This window comes from Shinella sp. S4-D37 (genome assembly GCF_040812195.1).
Classification (GTDB): domain Bacteria; phylum Pseudomonadota; class Alphaproteobacteria; order Rhizobiales; family Rhizobiaceae; genus Shinella.
This window is the reverse complement of record NZ_JBFNXL010000005.1, coordinates 3,462,439-3,477,370: the sequence shown is the minus strand read 5'-3', so window position 1 is coordinate 3,477,370 and position 14,932 is coordinate 3,462,439. Positions and strand designations below refer to the sequence as shown.

Annotated in this window: 17 protein-coding genes; 6 read left to right on the top strand and 11 right to left on the bottom strand. The window is 65.5% G+C overall.

Translation table 11 applies throughout. The features are described from left to right. Window positions 1-86: 86 nt before the first annotated feature. From AB3G45_RS24525 to AB3G45_RS24505, 5 genes are all read right to left on the bottom strand, one after another. On the bottom strand, window positions 87-1,376 hold the full coding sequence (locus AB3G45_RS24525; RefSeq protein ID WP_367833012.1) for an RsmB/NOP family class I SAM-dependent RNA methyltransferase: 1,290 nt from the start codon (window positions 1,374-1,376) through the stop codon (window positions 87-89). Between the two features lie 75 nt (window positions 1,377-1,451). Next, window positions 1,452-1,811 carry a septal ring lytic transglycosylase RlpA family protein gene (locus tag AB3G45_RS24520; RefSeq protein ID WP_272807545.1) on the bottom strand — a complete coding sequence of 120 codons (360 nt, stop codon included), beginning with the start codon at window positions 1,809-1,811 and terminating at the stop codon, window positions 1,452-1,454. 365 nt (window positions 1,812-2,176) lie between these two features. Then, window positions 2,177-3,052: an SDR family oxidoreductase gene (locus AB3G45_RS24515; protein WP_367833011.1), complete on the bottom strand. Its 876-nt coding sequence runs from the start codon at window positions 3,050-3,052 to the stop codon at window positions 2,177-2,179. Then, complete coding sequence (queG, locus tag AB3G45_RS24510; RefSeq protein WP_367833010.1) at window positions 3,049-4,194, bottom strand: tRNA epoxyqueuosine(34) reductase QueG; 1,146 nt, start codon at window positions 4,192-4,194, stop codon at window positions 3,049-3,051. Before queG ends, AB3G45_RS24515 begins: the two co-directional genes overlap by 4 nt. A 10-nt stretch (window positions 4,195-4,204) precedes the next feature. Beyond that, window positions 4,205-4,897: a glutathione S-transferase family protein gene (locus tag AB3G45_RS24505; protein ID WP_367833009.1), complete on the bottom strand. Its 693-nt coding sequence runs from the start codon at window positions 4,895-4,897 to the stop codon at window positions 4,205-4,207. A gap of 186 nt (window positions 4,898-5,083) precedes the next feature. Between AB3G45_RS24505 and AB3G45_RS24500 the strand changes: the two genes are divergently transcribed. Next, complete coding sequence (locus tag AB3G45_RS24500) at window positions 5,084-5,890, top strand: undecaprenyl-diphosphate phosphatase (RefSeq protein ID WP_367833008.1); 807 nt, start codon at window positions 5,084-5,086, stop codon at window positions 5,888-5,890. A 137-nt stretch (window positions 5,891-6,027) separates the two neighbouring features. Then, window positions 6,028-6,201: a hypothetical protein gene (locus tag AB3G45_RS24495; protein ID WP_367833696.1), complete on the top strand. Its 174-nt coding sequence runs from the start codon at window positions 6,028-6,030 to the stop codon at window positions 6,199-6,201. Between the two features lie 124 nt (window positions 6,202-6,325). Here AB3G45_RS24495 and AB3G45_RS24490 read toward each other — a convergent pair whose 3' ends face one another. The 6 genes from AB3G45_RS24490 to dnaN form a co-directional block, all read right to left on the bottom strand. Then, window positions 6,326-7,306: a complex I NDUFA9 subunit family protein gene (locus AB3G45_RS24490; protein WP_367833007.1), complete on the bottom strand. Its 981-nt coding sequence runs from the start codon at window positions 7,304-7,306 to the stop codon at window positions 6,326-6,328. A 119-nt stretch (window positions 7,307-7,425) separates the two neighbouring features. After that, the gene (locus AB3G45_RS24485) at window positions 7,426-7,713 is read right to left on the bottom strand and encodes a DUF1330 domain-containing protein (protein ID WP_367833006.1); all 288 of its coding nucleotides are present in this window, start codon (window positions 7,711-7,713) and stop codon (window positions 7,426-7,428) included. Window positions 7,714-7,734: 21 nt separating this feature from the next. Next, on the bottom strand, window positions 7,735-8,433 hold the full coding sequence (pyrF, locus tag AB3G45_RS24480; protein ID WP_367833005.1) for an orotidine-5'-phosphate decarboxylase: 699 nt from the start codon (window positions 8,431-8,433) through the stop codon (window positions 7,735-7,737). A gap of 2 nt (window positions 8,434-8,435) precedes the next feature. Further along, window positions 8,436-9,017 carry a histidine phosphatase family protein gene (locus AB3G45_RS24475; RefSeq protein WP_367833004.1) on the bottom strand — a complete coding sequence of 194 codons (582 nt, stop codon included), beginning with the start codon at window positions 9,015-9,017 and terminating at the stop codon, window positions 8,436-8,438. 9 nt (window positions 9,018-9,026) lie between these two features. Then, window positions 9,027-9,629 carry a phospholipid N-methyltransferase PmtA gene (pmtA, locus tag AB3G45_RS24470; RefSeq protein WP_367833665.1) on the bottom strand — a complete coding sequence of 201 codons (603 nt, stop codon included), beginning with the start codon at window positions 9,627-9,629 and terminating at the stop codon, window positions 9,027-9,029. Window positions 9,630-9,843: 214 nt separating this feature from the next. After that, window positions 9,844-10,962 (bottom strand): DNA polymerase III subunit beta, encoded by a 1,119-nt coding sequence (gene dnaN / locus AB3G45_RS24465; protein WP_367833003.1) that lies wholly within the window; start codon window positions 10,960-10,962, stop codon window positions 9,844-9,846. Window positions 10,963-11,195: 233 nt separating this feature from the next. Between dnaN and rsmI the strand changes: the two genes are divergently transcribed. From rsmI to AB3G45_RS24445, 4 genes are all read left to right on the top strand, one after another. Beyond that, the gene (rsmI, locus tag AB3G45_RS24460) at window positions 11,196-12,122 is read left to right on the top strand and encodes a 16S rRNA (cytidine(1402)-2'-O)-methyltransferase (RefSeq protein WP_367833002.1); all 927 of its coding nucleotides are present in this window, start codon (window positions 11,196-11,198) and stop codon (window positions 12,120-12,122) included. Further along, window positions 12,112-12,480 carry a YraN family protein gene (locus AB3G45_RS24455; protein WP_367833001.1) on the top strand — a complete coding sequence of 123 codons (369 nt, stop codon included), beginning with the start codon at window positions 12,112-12,114 and terminating at the stop codon, window positions 12,478-12,480. Before rsmI ends, AB3G45_RS24455 begins: the two co-directional genes overlap by 11 nt. A 103-nt stretch (window positions 12,481-12,583) precedes the next feature. Next, window positions 12,584-13,882, top strand: coding sequence for an extracellular solute-binding protein (locus AB3G45_RS24450; RefSeq protein ID WP_367833000.1), 1,299 nt, complete (start codon window positions 12,584-12,586; stop codon window positions 13,880-13,882). Window positions 13,883-14,050: 168 nt separating this feature from the next. Beyond that, complete coding sequence (locus tag AB3G45_RS24445) at window positions 14,051-14,932, top strand: ABC transporter permease subunit (RefSeq protein ID WP_367832999.1); 882 nt, start codon at window positions 14,051-14,053, stop codon at window positions 14,930-14,932.

The window sequence follows — 14,932 nt, the reverse complement described above, 5'->3', positions numbered from 1 at the left end:
CAAATAAAAACTGGTGTCAAAGTGTATAGTTTAGAACGATTTCAAGCTGTTCCAGCCGGTTCAGTGGTTGACGGGAGTCAACCGCCTCAGGCCCTGCGGCCCATAGCGCAGAAGAAGAAACCGTCCGTGTCGGTCGAGGCCGGCGTCAGGGTGACGGTCCTGCCGTCGCGTGACCTGGGCTGTGGCTTGTCCGCGCCGAACAGCCTTTTCCAGGTGTCGGTGGCGGGAAGGATCTCGAAATCCGGGTTGGCCGCGCAGAAACGGGAAACCTGCTCCTCGTTCTCCTGCGGCAGGATGGAACAGGTGACATAGAGCAGGAAGCCGCCGGGCCGCACGAAGGCGCTGGCATTGGCAAGCGCCTCCTGCTGCTGGGCGAGGCGTTCCTCGAGGTTCTTTTCGGTGAGGCGCCATTTGGTGTCCGGCCGGCGGCGCCAGGTGCCGGTGCCCGTGCAGGGGGCATCGACCAGCACGCGGTCGAACCGTCCTTTCAGGGGCCCAAGGCTGGCCATGGTCTCGTGCACCTGGACATTGCGCGTGCCGGCACGCTTCAGCCGCTCGATGATCGGGGCGAGGCGCTTGCGGTCGGTGTCGTAGGCGTGCACCTGGCCCTTGTTGTGCATGGCGGCCGCCATGGCGAGCGTCTTGCCGCCGCCGCCGGCGCAAAAATCGAGCACCTGCTCGCCCTCCTGCGGCACGACGAGGTCGGCGACGATCTGCGAGCCTTCGTCCTGCACCTCGAACCAGCCCTTCTGGAAGGCAAGGTCGGCGGTGACGTTCGGCAGGCGCGCGGGGCCTTCGCCGGCGGGAATGCGGATGCCCTCGCGGGCGATGGCCGAGGCGACGGCGGCGTTGCGCTCCAGCGCCTTCAGCACCTTGTCGCGGCCGGCCTTCAGCGTGTTGGCGCGCAGGTCCAGCGTCGGGCGGCCGGCGAGCGCCTTGGCTTCCGCCAGCCAGGCGTCGCCGAAATTGGCCTCGAAGGCGGGCTGGATCCATTCGGGAATGTCGCCCTGCACATGCAGCGCGGCGTCGTCGAGAGTGCGGGCGCGGAAGGCGGCAAGCTTTTCGTCGGAAATGGGCTCCGGGGCAAAACGGTCGCCGTCGAACTCGGCGGCAAGCGCCTCGGGGGCGAGGCCCCACTGGCGCAGGAGCACGGCATGGCCGAGGGCGGCGGGGCTGTCGTCGTCCATCAGGTAGGCGTGCGACAGTCTCATGCGCAGCGCGTCATAGACGATATTGCCGATCGCGGCGCGGTCGCCGGAGCCGGCGAACCGATGGGAGAGGCCCCAGTCTTTCAGCGCATCGGCGACGGGGCGCCGCCGCGTCTCGATATCCGTCAGAACCTCGATGGCTCCCGCGAGCCGCCCACCCAATCGCATCCGTCTACTCCGTTTTGCGTCGTGGTAGCGGCGGAATGCGCGAAGGGCAAGCCGGGAGCCGCACAATAGCGCTCGTCAGCCGATGACTTCGTAACAGATCTTGGCGTGGCCGGAGCGGATCATGCCGATGTTGGAAGCGGCGGCCTTGGAGAGGTCGAGCACTCGGCCGCGGATGAACGGGCCGCGATCGTTGATGCGCACCACGACGCTCTTGCCGTTGTTCGCGTTGGTGACCTTCACCTTGGTGCCGAAGCGCAGGCTCCGGTGGGCGGCCGTCAGGAGGTTCGGGTTCATGCGCTCGCCCGAGGCGGTGCGCGAATGCAGCGCATACCACGAGGCACGACCGCAACCGGCGGCCTCAGCATCGGAGAATGTAACGAAGGTGGAGGAGGCTGTGACGAGCGAGGCGAGCGCGAGGCTGGAGAGCTTGAGCATCATGTATCGGATGACCTTCCGGGAAAGTTGTGAATTTCCGCTGCGATGATCGCCCTATGAGGAAGCAAAAATGGCAAAAACGTGCCTCAACCCGCCGCAATTGCTGTGGGAGGGGTACAGGATATACAGTCCATCGCCGGCGATGGATTTTTGATCTTCGCCTGTGGGACGGAAAAGAATCTTGCGAATCAATCACTAAACCGGATCGACTTGGAAGTTGGAATAGCCATCCGGCAATCCCGCAAATTTTCGGAAAAAACTTTCAATATTAGCGATTGCTACGCAGGAATTCGGCGGCGAAAATAAGGCGTATAAATCAAGGGTTGTGCAAAATCGCAAAAAGCCGGCCGTGCCGGCTCTGCCCCTCAGCCCCGCCAGAGGCCGGACGTGTGGAGTTCGGCCAGCGACTGGCGATAGTCCGGGAAGCCGAACTCGAAGCCGGCAGCACGCAGCTTGGCGTTCGAGACGCGCTTGTTCTCCCCGTAGAAAGACCGTGCCATCGGAGAAAGTTCCGCCGTCTCGAAAGGAACATCCGGCGGCACCGGCAGGCCCATCAGCCGGGCGGCTTCGGCCACCACGTCCTGCGGCGGGCCGGGCTCGTCGTCGGTGATGTTCCAGACGCCGCCGAGGGATTTTTGGGCAAGGAAAAGGGCCGCGCGGCCGATATCCTCGACGCGGATGCGGTTGAACACCTGGTCCTTCTTGACGAGGCGGCGCGCGGTGCCCTCTGCCATGTTGCGCAATGCGTTGCGGCCGGGACCGTAGATGCCGGCAAGGCGCAGCACGGCGACGGACAGGCTCGCGGTCTTGCCGAAACCGAGCCAGTGGTTCTCCGCCTCGACCCGCTCGATGGAGCGGGCGGAAACCGGGTTCAGCATCGTCTCCTCGTCTACCCAGTCGCCCTTGTGGTCGCCGTAGACGCCGACGGTCGAGAGGTAGCCGGCCCAGGCGAGATTCGGCATCAGCGCGGAGATCGGGGGCATGCCGGCGCGAAACAGCGGATCGCCGTCCTTGCCCGGCGCGATGGACTGCACGACATGGGTGGCGCGTGCCATGTCGGCGACAAGGGCCTCGGGGACCGGGCCGCCCTCATAGAGGATCGGCGCGATGCCGAGGGCGCGAAGGCCTTCCGCCTTCTCCGCCGAGCGCGTCGTGCCGGAGACGGAAAAGCCGGCCGCCGTGAAGGCCTGGCCGATGGCCTTGCCGGAAAAGCCGGCGCCGAGGATCAGGAGGTGCGTCATCGACAATCTGCCTTCGCTCTTTCATATTCCGCGCACACGTCCGCGTCCGCGTCGTCCGTCCTTCCTGCCGTAAATTCCCCGAATTCGGAAGCCGTCATCAGCCGAGAAAGCGCCCATGCGACCATGCCGCGCACCACGGGCGAGGCGTCGTCGGCAAGGCGGACGCATTCGGCGATCAGGCTGCGGTCGCCGGAATTGCCGGCGGCGATCAGCACGTTGCGGATGAAGCGGTCGCGGCCGATGCGCTTGACCGGCGAGCCGGAGAAATGCGCCCGGAAGCCGGCATCGTCGAGAGTCAGAAGATCGGCGATCGCCGGCGCCTTCAGTTCCTCGCGGGCGACGAGCTTTATCTGCGAGGCCGCGGCGGCGAACTTGTTCCAGGGGCAGGCGGCCAGGCAATCGTCGCAGCCATAGATGCGGTTGCCGATCTTTGTCCGCATGTCCGGGTCGATCGGTCCCTTGTGCTCGATGGTGAGATAGGAGATGCAGCGCCGCGCATCGAGCTTGTAGGGGGCGGGAAAGGCGTCGGTCGGGCAGGCGTCGAGGCAGGCGCGGCAGGAACCGCAATGATCGCGCTCCTGATCGTCACGGACGAGGTCGGCGGTGGTGAAGAGGCTGCCGAGGAAGAGCCAGGAACCGTGCGTGCGGCTGACGAGGTTGGTGTGCTTTCCCTGCCAGCCGAGTCCGGCGGCGGCGGCGAGCGGCTTTTCCATCACCGGTGCCGTATCGACGAAGACTTTCACATCCGCCCCGCCGCGGGCGGCAAAGCGCGTCGCCACTTCCTTCAGCTTGCCCTTGATGAGGTCGTGATAGTCGCGGTTCTGCGCATAGACGGAGATCGCCGCCCGGTCCGGCATGGAAAGCACGGCGCGTGGATCGTGCTCCGGCCCGTAGTTCATGGCGAAGAGCACGACGGAGCGCACCTCGCTCCACAGCACGCGCGGATCGGCGCGGCGGGCCTCGGTCTCGGCCATCCAGTCCATGGTGCCGTGGTAGTCGGCGGCGAGGAAGTCCGCGAGCCGCGGCGGCGCCTCTGGAATGGAATCGGGGCCGGTGATGCGACAGAGGTCGAACCCCTTGTCCGCCGCTTCCGCCTTGAGGAAGTCGGTCAGGCGGCGCCGGAGCCTGTCGTCGCCCGACATCGTTCCGCCCTCAGAAATCAAGGTCCGCGTAATGCGAGACCGGGGTGACGCCGCGCACGCGCTCGGCCAGCAGCGGGCGGAAGGAGGGGCGGGATTTCAGCCGCTGATACCAGTCCTTGGCCTGCGGCGCGTCCGCCCAGTTGATCTCGCCCATATAGTCGAGCACGGAAAGACAGGCCGCGGCGGCAAGGTCGGCATAGGAGAGGCGATCGCCGGCGAGATAGGTGCGCGAGCCGGCGAGCCAGGAGAGATACTTCATGTGCTGGCGGATATTGGCGCGTGAATTGCGCAGGATCTTGCTGTCCGGCGGGCCGCCGCCCTGGTCCGGCGTCATCTGCAGCTTGAAGATGCGCTCGCGCACCAGCGGGCGCGTCACGTCCTGCTCCATCTTCTGCAGGAACCATTCCGTCAGGCGGCGGATCTCCGCGCGCTGGAACGGATCCTCGGCGAGCAGCCGGCGGTCGCGCTTCAAAACGCCATGCGTCTCGTCGAGATATTCGGAGATGATGCTAGCGCCGCACAATGCCCGCATGCTGTCGTCGACATAGACGGGCAGCGTTCCGGCCGGGTTGAGCGTGAGGAAATCGCGCCGGTTCTCCCAGGGTTGTTCCTCGGCAAGCTCCGTCTGGAACCCGTACTCCGTCAGGATGAGGCGGACGAAGCGGGAGGCGGCGGACATCGGGTGATGATAGAGTGTGGGCATCAGGCTGCTTTGCTGGTCTTGCGGAAGGGGTTGCGGCCGGGTCGAGCGCGCGTGCGGGCTGATTTGACCATGGCTGATTTGACGAACCTATAGAAATTTGGTGGTACAAACACAAGCGAATCGGGCTTTTTGCCGTATGTCCGCTTCATTTCGTGGCTTTCCTCCCCTTTTCCCCAAGGAACCTCCATGGCAGACCAGTCCATTGTCAGCGCCCTCATTCTCGGATTGATCGAGGGCCTGACCGAATTCATCCCCGTGTCCTCCACCGGCCATATCCTGCTTGCAGGGCACTTCCTCGGCTTCAAGTCGCCGGGCAACACCTTCGCCGTGCTCATCCAGCTGGGGGCGATCCTCGCCATCCTCTCCGTCTACGCGGCCAAGCTCCTGCGTATCGCCTTCGCGCTGCCGTCGAGCCCCGAGGCGCGGCGCTTCGTCGCCAGTGTGCTCATCGCCTTCCTGCCGGCTGCCGTCATCGGCGCCCTGGCGCACGATTTCATCAAGACGGTGCTCTTCGAAACGCCGATGCTGATCTGCATCGTGCTGATCGTCGGCGGCGTCATCCTCTATGTGATCGACCGCCTGCCGCTCCAGCCGCGCTATACGGACGCGATGCAATACCCGCCGTCGCTGGCCTTCAAGATCGGCCTCTGCCAGTGCCTTGCGATGGTCCCCGGAACCTCGCGTTCGGGCGCGACGATCGCCGGCGCCCTGTTGATGGGAACGGACAAGCGCTCGGCGGCGGAGTTTTCCTTCTTCCTCGCCATGCCGACCATGGTCGGCGCCTTTGCGCTGGATCTCTACAAGAACCGCGACGCGCTCTCGTCCGATGATCTGCTGGTGATCGGCATCGGCTTTGCCGCCGCCTTCGTCGCGGGCCTCTTCGTCGTGCGTTCGCTGCTCGACTTCGTGTCGCGCCGCGGCTTCACGCTGTTCGCCATCTGGCGCATCGTCGTGGGAACGCTGGGCCTGATCGGCCTTCTGATCTTCGGTTGAAGGTTTTTCGGCCGGCTCTCGGGCCGGCCGGCCCTTACTTGACCGAGGCGGTCGTGCAGGGATCGACGCCGTAGGCCGGCGAGCAGCCGTGCTTGCCGGCGGAGACCGTCGACGGCGCGGCAAAGGATCCGGCCACGATGATCAGTGCCGAAAACCCGAAGAAGATTGCAATTGCCTTGCCCATTGCGCCGGAAGCCTCTCAAAGTCCTGAAAATACGCCGCAGAACTGTCATCAGTACGACGCGACGGGGGCGGTGTTTATTCGCTGGCCCGAAGACAATCAATATCGCGACATGCTGAATCGCGCGTAAATGCTGCAGCGATTTTTTGAACCGCTGCATAAGTGCAACAGCCTGCCCAAAGCGCTTTAAAAAAAACGAACCGGCCGCCGCGGGATTGTCCCGCGGCGGCCGGTTGTGTTGCGGGATTTTCGGTTCAGGCTGTCTTGTCGATCCGCGTGAATTGGCCCTGCTGGCGATAGCGCACGAGGTAGCTCGGCAGGATCGCCTCGGCGAGGATGGGCTCGATGCCGATGGCTTCGAGCGTGCGGCCTTCGGCGCGGGCGGCGTCCGAAACGACATTGTCGGCCCGCAGCAGCGTGACCTGGTCGGCCGTCAGCGGCGGCGTGATGAAGGGCACCAGCGAGGCGACGGAACCCATCAGCGAGGCGATGCCGAAGGGCAGCGAGACGAGCGGGTTCTTGCGGTCGACGATGCGCAGCATCAGTTCCAGACACTGACGGAAGGTCAGCACTTCCGGGCCGCCGAGCTCGTAGACGCGGCCGCGCTCGATCGTGCCGTCCACCGAGCGGGCGACGGCTTCGGCGACGTCGGCGACATAGACCGGCTGGAACTTCGTGCGGCCGCCGCCGATCAGCGGCAGGGCCGGCGCATAGCGCGCCATGGTGGCGAACTTGTTGAAGAAGCCGTCCTCCGGGCCGAAGATGATGGAGGGGCGCAGGATGACGGCGTCGGGAACCGTGCGCAGCACGGCCGCTTCGCCGCGGGCCTTGCTGCGGGCATAGGAGGAACCGGATTTTTCATCCGCGCCGATGGCGGAGATGTGGGTGAGCTTCGCACCGACGGCGCGTGCGGCCTCGGCCACCGCGCGGGCGCCGAAATCCTGCACGGCGTCGAAGTTGTTGCGGCCGCTCTCGAAGAGGATGCCGACGCAGTTGATGACGTGGTCGGCGCCTTCCACGGCGCGGTCGACGGACTGGCGGTAGCGCAGGTTCGCCTGGACGAAGGAGATCTGGCCGACGCCGCCGATCGGCTGGAGGAAGCCGGCAAGGTCCGGGCGGCGGACGGCGACGCGGATGCGATAGCCGCGGCGCGCCAGCGCGCGCACCACATGACGCCCGACGAAGCCGGAGCCGCCGAAAACGGTGACGAGCGGCGGAAGGTTGGACAAGGTCATGAGGCTGCTCCTGCAGAACATTGTAGGTCGGTAGCGCCTACATAGCCCAAACCGTTTGGAAGGTGAAGCGCGGCGAAGCGTCTCTTGTACCGGGTTTTCCGGGGTGCGGGATGGCCGGCTCAAAGCCCTTCGACGACCACCATCTCCGCGTCCGCCACTTCCTGGCGAATGGCGGCGGCGATCTGATATTCCGGCGAGTTGTAACAGTCGACAGCGGCCTGGAGCGAGGGGAACTCGATGATGACGTTGCGGGCGCGCACGCGGCCCTCCAGCCGTTCGAAGGCGCCGCCGCGGGCGATGAAGTTCGCGCCGTATTTCTCGAAGGCCGGCTTGGCGGCGGCGACGTAGTCCTTGTAGCGCTCGGTATCGCGCACGTCGACCTGTGCGATCCAGTAACCCTTGGGCATGTCTCTCTCCCTTTTTGATTATTATGCTGCGAGCGCGCCGTCCATTTCGGCGAGGATCGCGCTCGCCGCGGCGAGCGGATCGTCCGCCTTGACGATCGGGCGGGCGACGACGAGGTGGCTGGAGCCGGCCCTCAGCGCGTCGGAAGGCGTCATGACGCGCTTCTGGTCGCCGAGATCGGCGCCGGCGGGGCGGATGCCAGGCGTGACGATCGCCATGTCCGGGCCGACGATCTTGCGCACCGCCCTGGCCTCTTCCGCGGAGCAGACGACGCCGCCCATGCCGGCGATGCGGGCCTGCTCGGCGCGGCGCAGCACCAGCGTGTGCGCATCGTATTCATAGCCGGCGTCGATGACGTCCCCGGCGTCCATGGAGGTCAGCACCGTGACGCCGAGGAGGCACAGGTCGGAGCCTTTCGCGGCGGAGACGGCGGCGGCCATGGCTTTCGGATAGGCATGCAGCGTCAGCATGGACATGCCCATCTTGACGATGTTCTCGACGCCCTTGGCCACCGTGTTGTCGATGTCGAGCAGCTTCATGTCGAGGAAGACCTTCTTGCCGTCCCTGGCAAGATCGCGGGCGAATTCCAGCCCGCCGGCAAAGACGAGCTGGTAGCCGATCTTGTAGAAGAGGGCGGTGTCGCCGAGCGTCCGGACCACCTTCTCCGCCTCCGCGATGGTCGGGACATCGAGGCCAACGATCAGGCGGTCGCGCGCGGACATGGTCAAAACCCTTTCCAAGATTCCATTGGCGTCCAGTCGCATGTGACGGTCCGGTCCGCAAGCCGGAATGCGAAAAGATTGCCCCCGCCCGCCGGCTGGTCGCCGTCCCGGCGGATGGGCGTGCCCTTGAGGCGGCATTTCAGCAGCGTGCCGACGCCGCCGTGACCGATGAAGGCGATGGGGATCTCCGGGTCATGCCCGGTCAGCACGCGCTCGACGGCGGCGAGAATGCGCGCCTGCGCATCCGCCGCGCGCTCCCAGCCGCGAAAACTCTGCTCCGGCCGGGCGAAAAATTCATCGGCGGCGGCCTCGAAGGCCGCGGGCGGCAGGTAACCGGTGGCGGAACGGTCGTTCTCGCCCATGGCGTCGTCGGTCTCGACGGCGAGGCGGCCGGCGGCAAGGATTTCCGCCGTCTCGATAGCCTTGCGCTCGGTGCTCGCCACGAGCCGGCGGACCTGCCGTGCCCAGCCGGTCGAGGCGGCAAAGCGGGCGCGCTCGCGGCCCCGTTCGGAAAGGCCCCAGTCGGGCACCGGCACGGCCGGGTCGATGGCGACCTGCGGATGGGTGATGTAGAGCGCGAACATCGCCGCCCCTCAATGGGTGCGGCGGTAGGTCCACAGCTGCGCCGGCGGGATGTTGCGCACGACGAAATCGAGATGTGTGATCTGGTAGCGATCCGGCATGGCGACGACGGGGGAGAGCGGGCCATAGGAGATCTGCACGACCGGGCGGCCGGCGGGAATGCGCGAGAGCAGGTCCTCGATCAGCGACACGCGCCTGTGCATCGGGAAATTGAGCAGCGGCACGGCGGAGATGACGCTGTCGAACGTCGCGCCGCGAAGCTCGCCGAGCGTCGTGTCGAGGTCGAAGGCATCGCCGTTGATGAAGTTGACGCCGGAAAAGCGCGCGACGAGATGGTTATAGAAATCGGTGGAGAATTCGACCGAGGTCAGCTTTTCCGGGGCAAGGCCGGTCTCCAGGATCGCCTTGGTGATCACGCCGGTGCCAGGCCCGAGTTCGAGCACGGGAAGGCCCGAGGCCGGTTCGATGACGCTCGCCATGCGGCGCGCGGCGACCGAGGAGGTGGGGATGATCGAGCCGACAGCACGCGTATTGCTCATCCAGCCCTTGAAGAAGCGGATCTCGTCGTCGAATTTCTTGCCGAGCCGTTCCTTGACCTTCACACGCAACGTCATGCCGTCCCCCTTCATGGTACGCTCCCGGCCGCCGGCGGGTGGCATTCCCGTCCGTTTCATTCGGCCACGGCAAATATGTGACGCGGTTTGCGTCAAAAACAAGTCTGATTGCGCCCCGCTCTGCAAGTTTCCCCCGCTCACGAAAGCGCCTTCTAAAAAAAGAACCCGCCGGATGGCCGACGGGTTCCAGAACCGTTTTCCGGTATCGCCGGGGCTAGACGCGCATCGGCATCAGCACGTAGAGCGCGTCGTCGCCGGCAAGGTCGCGCACCAGCGTGGGCGAGCCCGGATCGGCCAGCATGAACACGGCTTCCGTGCCGGAAAGCTGCGAGGTGATGTCGAGCAGGTACTTCGCGTTGAAGCCGATTTCCAGCGGATCGTTGTCGTAGCCGACCGGCAGTTCTTCCGTCGCGCTGCCCGAATCCGGGTTGTTGACGGTCAGCGTGAGCTGGCCGTCGCCGAGCGCCAGCTTCACGGCGCGGCCGCGCTCGGAGGAGATGGTGGAGACGCGGTCGACGGCCTGGGCGAAGGACTGGCAGTCGATCTTCAGTTCCTTGTCGTTGTTGGTCGGGATCACGCGCTGGTAGTCCGGGAAGGTGCCGTCGATCAGCTTGGAGGTCAGCACGATCGAGCCGATGGTGAAGCGGATCTTCGCATCCGAGACCTCGACGGTAACGACGAGATCCGGATTGTCGACCAGCTTCTGCAATTCGCCGACCGTCTTGCGCGGAATGATGATGCCCGGCATGCCTTCCGAGCCCGAGGGGGCTTCCACGTCGGCGCGGGCAAGGCGGTGCCCGTCGGTGGCGACGGCGCGCAGCTTGAGCTGGCCGTTGCTTTCGATCGTGTGGATGAAGATGCCGTTGAGGTAGTAGCGGGTCTCTTCCGTCGAGATCGCGAACTGGGTGCGATCGATCAGCATTTTCAGGTCCGTCGCCTTGAGGCGGAACGTGTGCGAGAAGCTGCCGGTGGTCAGGTCCGGGAAATCGGACTGCGGCAGGCACTGCAGCGAGAATTTCGAGCGGCCCGAGGCGACCGTCATCGAGGCGCCGTCGGCGCTGGTGGCGAGCAGCACTTCCGAACCGTCCGAGAGCTTGCGAACGATGTCGTAGAGCAGGTGCGCGGGAACGGTGGTCGCGCCGGCCTGCTCGATCTGGGCGGGCGTCGCCTCGGTGATCTCGAGGTCGAGGTCGGTCGCCTTCATGTCGAGGCTCACGCCGTCCGCGCGCAAGAGCACGTTCGAGAGGATCGGGATCGTGTTGCGCCGTTCGACCACGCGATGGACGTGGTTCAGCGACTTCAGAAGATTGGACCGCTCGAGAGTAATGCGCATGAACTGTACCGCTTTCGACCGCTAGCACGCCGGAGGCCGGCGCGGCATTGCCTTGAAATCCCGGCAGGGCCGGAAAGATTGGACGGGCAAAATGGCAGAAGTTCCCGCCCGATTGCAAGTGCTAACGGCGCGGCACACACGATAGTCAACCGTCCGACCTTGCGAGGGCATCGGCGCTCGCCCATAAGGGGTGACGAACGGCGGCCGCTCATCCGGCCGGAAAGGGAATGGCGATGCGGGACGAGACAGCGGCAGGCGGCACGGGCGATGGCGGCAGGACGTTCCGCCTGCACGATGCCGTGATCCCCACCCGGCCGCTGGAGCCGGCGCTCTATCTCGTCGCCACGCCCATCGGCAATCTCTCCGACATCACGCTGCGGGCGCTCGAAACGCTCGCCGGCGCCGACGTGCTCGCCTGCGAGGATACGCGCGTCACCCGCGTGCTGCTCGACCGCTACGGCATCGTCAATCGGCCCTATGCCTATCACGAGCACAATGCGGACGAGGCGGGCCCGCGCCTCATCGCCGCGCTGGACGCCGGCAAATCCGTCGCCCTCGTCTCCGATGCCGGCACGCCGCTCGTCTCCGATCCCGGATACCGGCTGGCGCTGCTCGCCATCGCGGCGGGCCACCGCGTCGTGCCCATCCCGGGCGCCTCCGCCCCGCTTGCCGCGCTCGTCGGCTCGGGCCTGCCGAACGAGGCCTTTTTCTTCGCAGGCTTCCTGCCCTCCAAGGACAAGGCGCGGCGCGATCGCCTGGCCGAGCTTGCGGGCGTGCCGGCGACGCTGCTGTTCTTCGAATCGCCCCATCGCATCGCCGCGACGGTCGCGGCGGCGGCCGAGGTGCTGGGGGAGGAGCGGCCGGCCTGCGTCTGCCGCGAACTGACCAAGACCTTCGAGGAGTTCCGCCGCGGAACGCTCGGCGAGCTTTCGGCGCACTATGGCGACGGCCACACCGTCAAGGGCGAGATCGTCTTCGTCATCGGCCCGCCGGGCGAAGCGGCCGCGCCCGAGGCGGAAGACGTCGACCGGCTGCTTACCGCGCTCGTCAGGGACATGCCGGCCGGCAAGGCGGCGACCGAGGCCGCGCGGCAGACCGGCCTGCCGCGGCGCGACCTCTACCAGCGCCTCATCGACCTGAAGGGTGGCGATGGGAAATAGGGCGGCGGATCCCGGCCGGCTCAGGGCCTTCCGCCGCGGACACCTCTCCGAATATATCGCCGCGCTCTATCTTGCCGCCAAGGGCTTTCGCATCCGCGCCATCCGCTACCGCACGAAGCTCGGCGAGATCGACATCATCGCGCGGCGCGGAGACCTCGTCGTCTTTGTCGAGGTGAAGGCGCGCCGCGACGTCGACAGCGCCGTCTTCGCCGTCACCGGAACCGCGCAAGGGCGCATCCGCGCGGCAAGCGAGATCTGGCTTTCGCGCCAGCCCGACGGCGAACGCCTTTCCCTTCGATATGACATCGTCGCCGTTCGTCCCTGGCGGCTTCCGCGGCATCTGCCGAATGCGTTTTGAGCAAAAGGAAAATGTAACGCAACTGACACGAAACCGTAACGCGCCCGTCATGCCGGCCCCTTAGTGCACCCCTCACACCAAATCCGGTGAAGAGGAGCATCCCATGTTCAAGCCGCTTTCCCTCGCAGGTTTCGCACTCGCCTTTTCCGCTTCGGCCTCGATGGCCGCCACCAACATCACCTGGTGGCACGGCATGGCCGGCCGCAACGGCGAGGTCATCAACGAAGTCGCCAAGAAGTTCAACGAGGCCCAGTCGGCCTGCGCCCTGACGCCGGTCTCCAAGGGCACCTACGAGGAGGCGCTCGCCTCCGGCATCGCCGCCTTCCGCTCGGGCGAGCAGCCGAACATCCTGCAGGTCTTCGACGCCGGCGCGGCGACGATCATCAACGCGCCGGGCGCCGTCATCCCGGCGGAAGACCTGATCACCGGCGCCGGCCACACGTTCGACCGCGAAGCCTTCATCGAGGGCGTGCGCTATTTCTACGCCGCGCCGGACGGCAAGTTCGTCGGCATGCCGTTCAACTCCTCCGCCCCGATCATGTACGTCAACACCGAGGCCCTCGAAAAGGCCGGCGTGGAAGCGCCGAAGACCTGGGAGGAGTTCGAGGCGGCCGCGCCGAAGCTGAAGGAAGCCGGCTACCTGCCGCTCGTCCAGTCGCAGCTGACCTGGCAGTTCACCGAAAACTTCTTCTCGCGCCACAACATCCAGTTCGCGACGAACAACAACGGCTACGATTCGGTTACCGACACGAAGATCAACATGACGGACCCGAACCTCGTCATGATGTTCACCAAGCTGAAGGCCTGGGGCGACGAGGGTTATTTCGGCTATTTCGGCGCCGGCTGGAATGACAACCAGAAGCTCTTCGAGGACGGCAAGGCCGCCTTCTGGATCGGCTCCTCGGGCTCCTTCGGCGGCCTGACGAAGACCGCGCAGAAGCCGTTCACCGCGACCTTCCTGCCCTACTGGCAGAGCGTCGAGGGCGCCGGCACCAACACCTTCATCGGCGGCGCGGCCCTCTTCGCCATGTCCGGTAAGCCGGATGCGGAAAACAAGTGCACGGCCGACTTCTTCCAGTTCCTGACCTCGCCGGAAATCCAGAAGTTCTACCACCAGGCCACCGGCTACGTCGCCATCACCAAGGCGGCCTACGAGCTGGCGAAGTCCGAGGGCTACTATGAAAAGACCCCGGTCGCCGAAGTCGGCATCCAGCAGCTCATGCTGCCCTCGGGCGACTGGTCGAAGGGCTACCGCCTCGGCTTCTACCCGCAGATCCGCGAGATCATGGAGCGGGAATACGGCCGCATCTTCGCCGGCGAGACCTCCGTCGAGGATGCCCTGAAGACCATCGAGACCGAAACGAACGACTTGCTCGCCCGCTTCGCCAAGACCGCCGGCTGATAGGCTCCGGCTTCGGCAGGCCCCTCATCCGGCCTGCCGGCCACCTTCTCCCCGCAGGCAGGGAGAAGGACACGAACCGCAACGGTTCCTCTCCCTCTCCCGCTTGCGGGGAGAGGGTTGGGGTGAGGGGCATTCGCCCGCTTCTCCCGCTCCTACAAAGGCCAAGACATGAAGCGCGTGCAATTCTCCTCGCCCTATCTGCCCTATCTCTTCCTTGCGCCGCAGATGGCGATCATCGTCGTGTTCTTCTACTGGCCGTCCGTGCAGGCGATCCAGTCGTCCTTCTATCTTGAGGACCCCTTCGGCTTCGGTTCCACCTTCGTCGGCCTCTCGAACTATTCGGATGCGCTCGGCTCCTTGCAGTACCGGTCGATCGCCCGCTTCACCGTCGTCTTCACCGCGCTCGTCACCTTCCTCTCCCTCGGCATCGGCATGCTGCTCGCCGTCAAGGCGGATGCGGTGCTGAAGGGCGGCGCCGCCTACAAGACGCTGCTGATCTGGGTCTATGCCATCGCACCGCCGGTCGCCGGCCTGATGGGCATGATGTTCTTCGACCAGCATATCGGCCCGCTGGTGAAGTTCGCCGCCCTCTTCGGCTGGGACATGAAGGTCGGCCTCAACTACAACGACACGGCAATCGCTATGATCATCGTGTCGGTGTGGAAACAGATCCCCTACAATTTCATCTTCATCCTCTCGGGCCTGCAGAGCATTCCGGCCTCCGTGCGCGAGGCCGCCGCCATCGATTGCCGCGCCGGCATGCGCCGCTTCTGGACGATGACGCTGCCCCTTCTGGCACCCACCGCCTTCTTCCTGCTCATCATCAACATGACCTATGCGCTCTTCGACACGTTCGGCGTCATCGACGTGATGGTGAAGGACAAGGCGGCCAACAACCCGATCACGCTCGTCTACAAGGTCTATATGGACGGCTTCCGCGGCAACGACCTCGGCGGCTCCTCCGCCCAGTCGGTCATCCTGATGATCGTCGTCTTCGTGCTCACCATCTTCCAGTTCCGCTTCATCGAGCGGCGCGTCCATTACAATTGA

What these genes read in the sequence shown, in the direction of transcription:
- AB3G45_RS24525 (WP_367833012.1), bottom strand. Translation starts at nt 1,376, where the DNA reads ATGCGATTGGGTGGGCGGCTCGCGGGAGCCATCGAGGTTCTGACGGAT.
- AB3G45_RS24520 (WP_272807545.1), bottom strand. Translation starts at nt 1,811, where the DNA reads ATGCTCAAGCTCTCCAGCCTCGCGCTCGCCTCGCTCGTCACAGCCTCC.
- AB3G45_RS24515 (WP_367833011.1), bottom strand. Translation starts at nt 3,052, where the DNA reads ATGACGCACCTCCTGATCCTCGGCGCCGGCTTTTCCGGCAAGGCCATC.
- queG (WP_367833010.1), bottom strand. Translation starts at nt 4,194, where the DNA reads ATGTCGGGCGACGACAGGCTCCGGCGCCGCCTGACCGACTTCCTCAAG.
- AB3G45_RS24505 (WP_367833009.1), bottom strand. Translation starts at nt 4,897, where the DNA reads ATGCCCACACTCTATCATCACCCGATGTCCGCCGCCTCCCGCTTCGTC.
- AB3G45_RS24500 (WP_367833008.1), top strand. Translation starts at nt 5,084, where the DNA reads ATGGCAGACCAGTCCATTGTCAGCGCCCTCATTCTCGGATTGATCGAG.
- AB3G45_RS24495 (WP_367833696.1), top strand. Translation starts at nt 6,028, where the DNA reads ATGATCAGTGCCGAAAACCCGAAGAAGATTGCAATTGCCTTGCCCATT.
- AB3G45_RS24490 (WP_367833007.1), bottom strand. Translation starts at nt 7,306, where the DNA reads ATGACCTTGTCCAACCTTCCGCCGCTCGTCACCGTTTTCGGCGGCTCC.
- AB3G45_RS24485 (WP_367833006.1), bottom strand. Translation starts at nt 7,713, where the DNA reads ATGCCCAAGGGTTACTGGATCGCACAGGTCGACGTGCGCGATACCGAG.
- pyrF (WP_367833005.1), bottom strand. Translation starts at nt 8,433, where the DNA reads ATGTCCGCGCGCGACCGCCTGATCGTTGGCCTCGATGTCCCGACCATC.
- AB3G45_RS24475 (WP_367833004.1), bottom strand. Translation starts at nt 9,017, where the DNA reads ATGTTCGCGCTCTACATCACCCATCCGCAGGTCGCCATCGACCCGGCC.
- pmtA (WP_367833665.1), bottom strand. Translation starts at nt 9,629, where the DNA reads ATGACGTTGCGTGTGAAGGTCAAGGAACGGCTCGGCAAGAAATTCGAC.
- dnaN (WP_367833003.1), bottom strand. Translation starts at nt 10,962, where the DNA reads ATGCGCATTACTCTCGAGCGGTCCAATCTTCTGAAGTCGCTGAACCAC.
- rsmI (WP_367833002.1), top strand. Translation starts at nt 11,196, where the DNA reads ATGCGGGACGAGACAGCGGCAGGCGGCACGGGCGATGGCGGCAGGACG.
- AB3G45_RS24455 (WP_367833001.1), top strand. Translation starts at nt 12,112, where the DNA reads ATGGGAAATAGGGCGGCGGATCCCGGCCGGCTCAGGGCCTTCCGCCGC.
- AB3G45_RS24450 (WP_367833000.1), top strand. Translation starts at nt 12,584, where the DNA reads ATGTTCAAGCCGCTTTCCCTCGCAGGTTTCGCACTCGCCTTTTCCGCT.
- AB3G45_RS24445 (WP_367832999.1), top strand. Translation starts at nt 14,051, where the DNA reads ATGAAGCGCGTGCAATTCTCCTCGCCCTATCTGCCCTATCTCTTCCTT.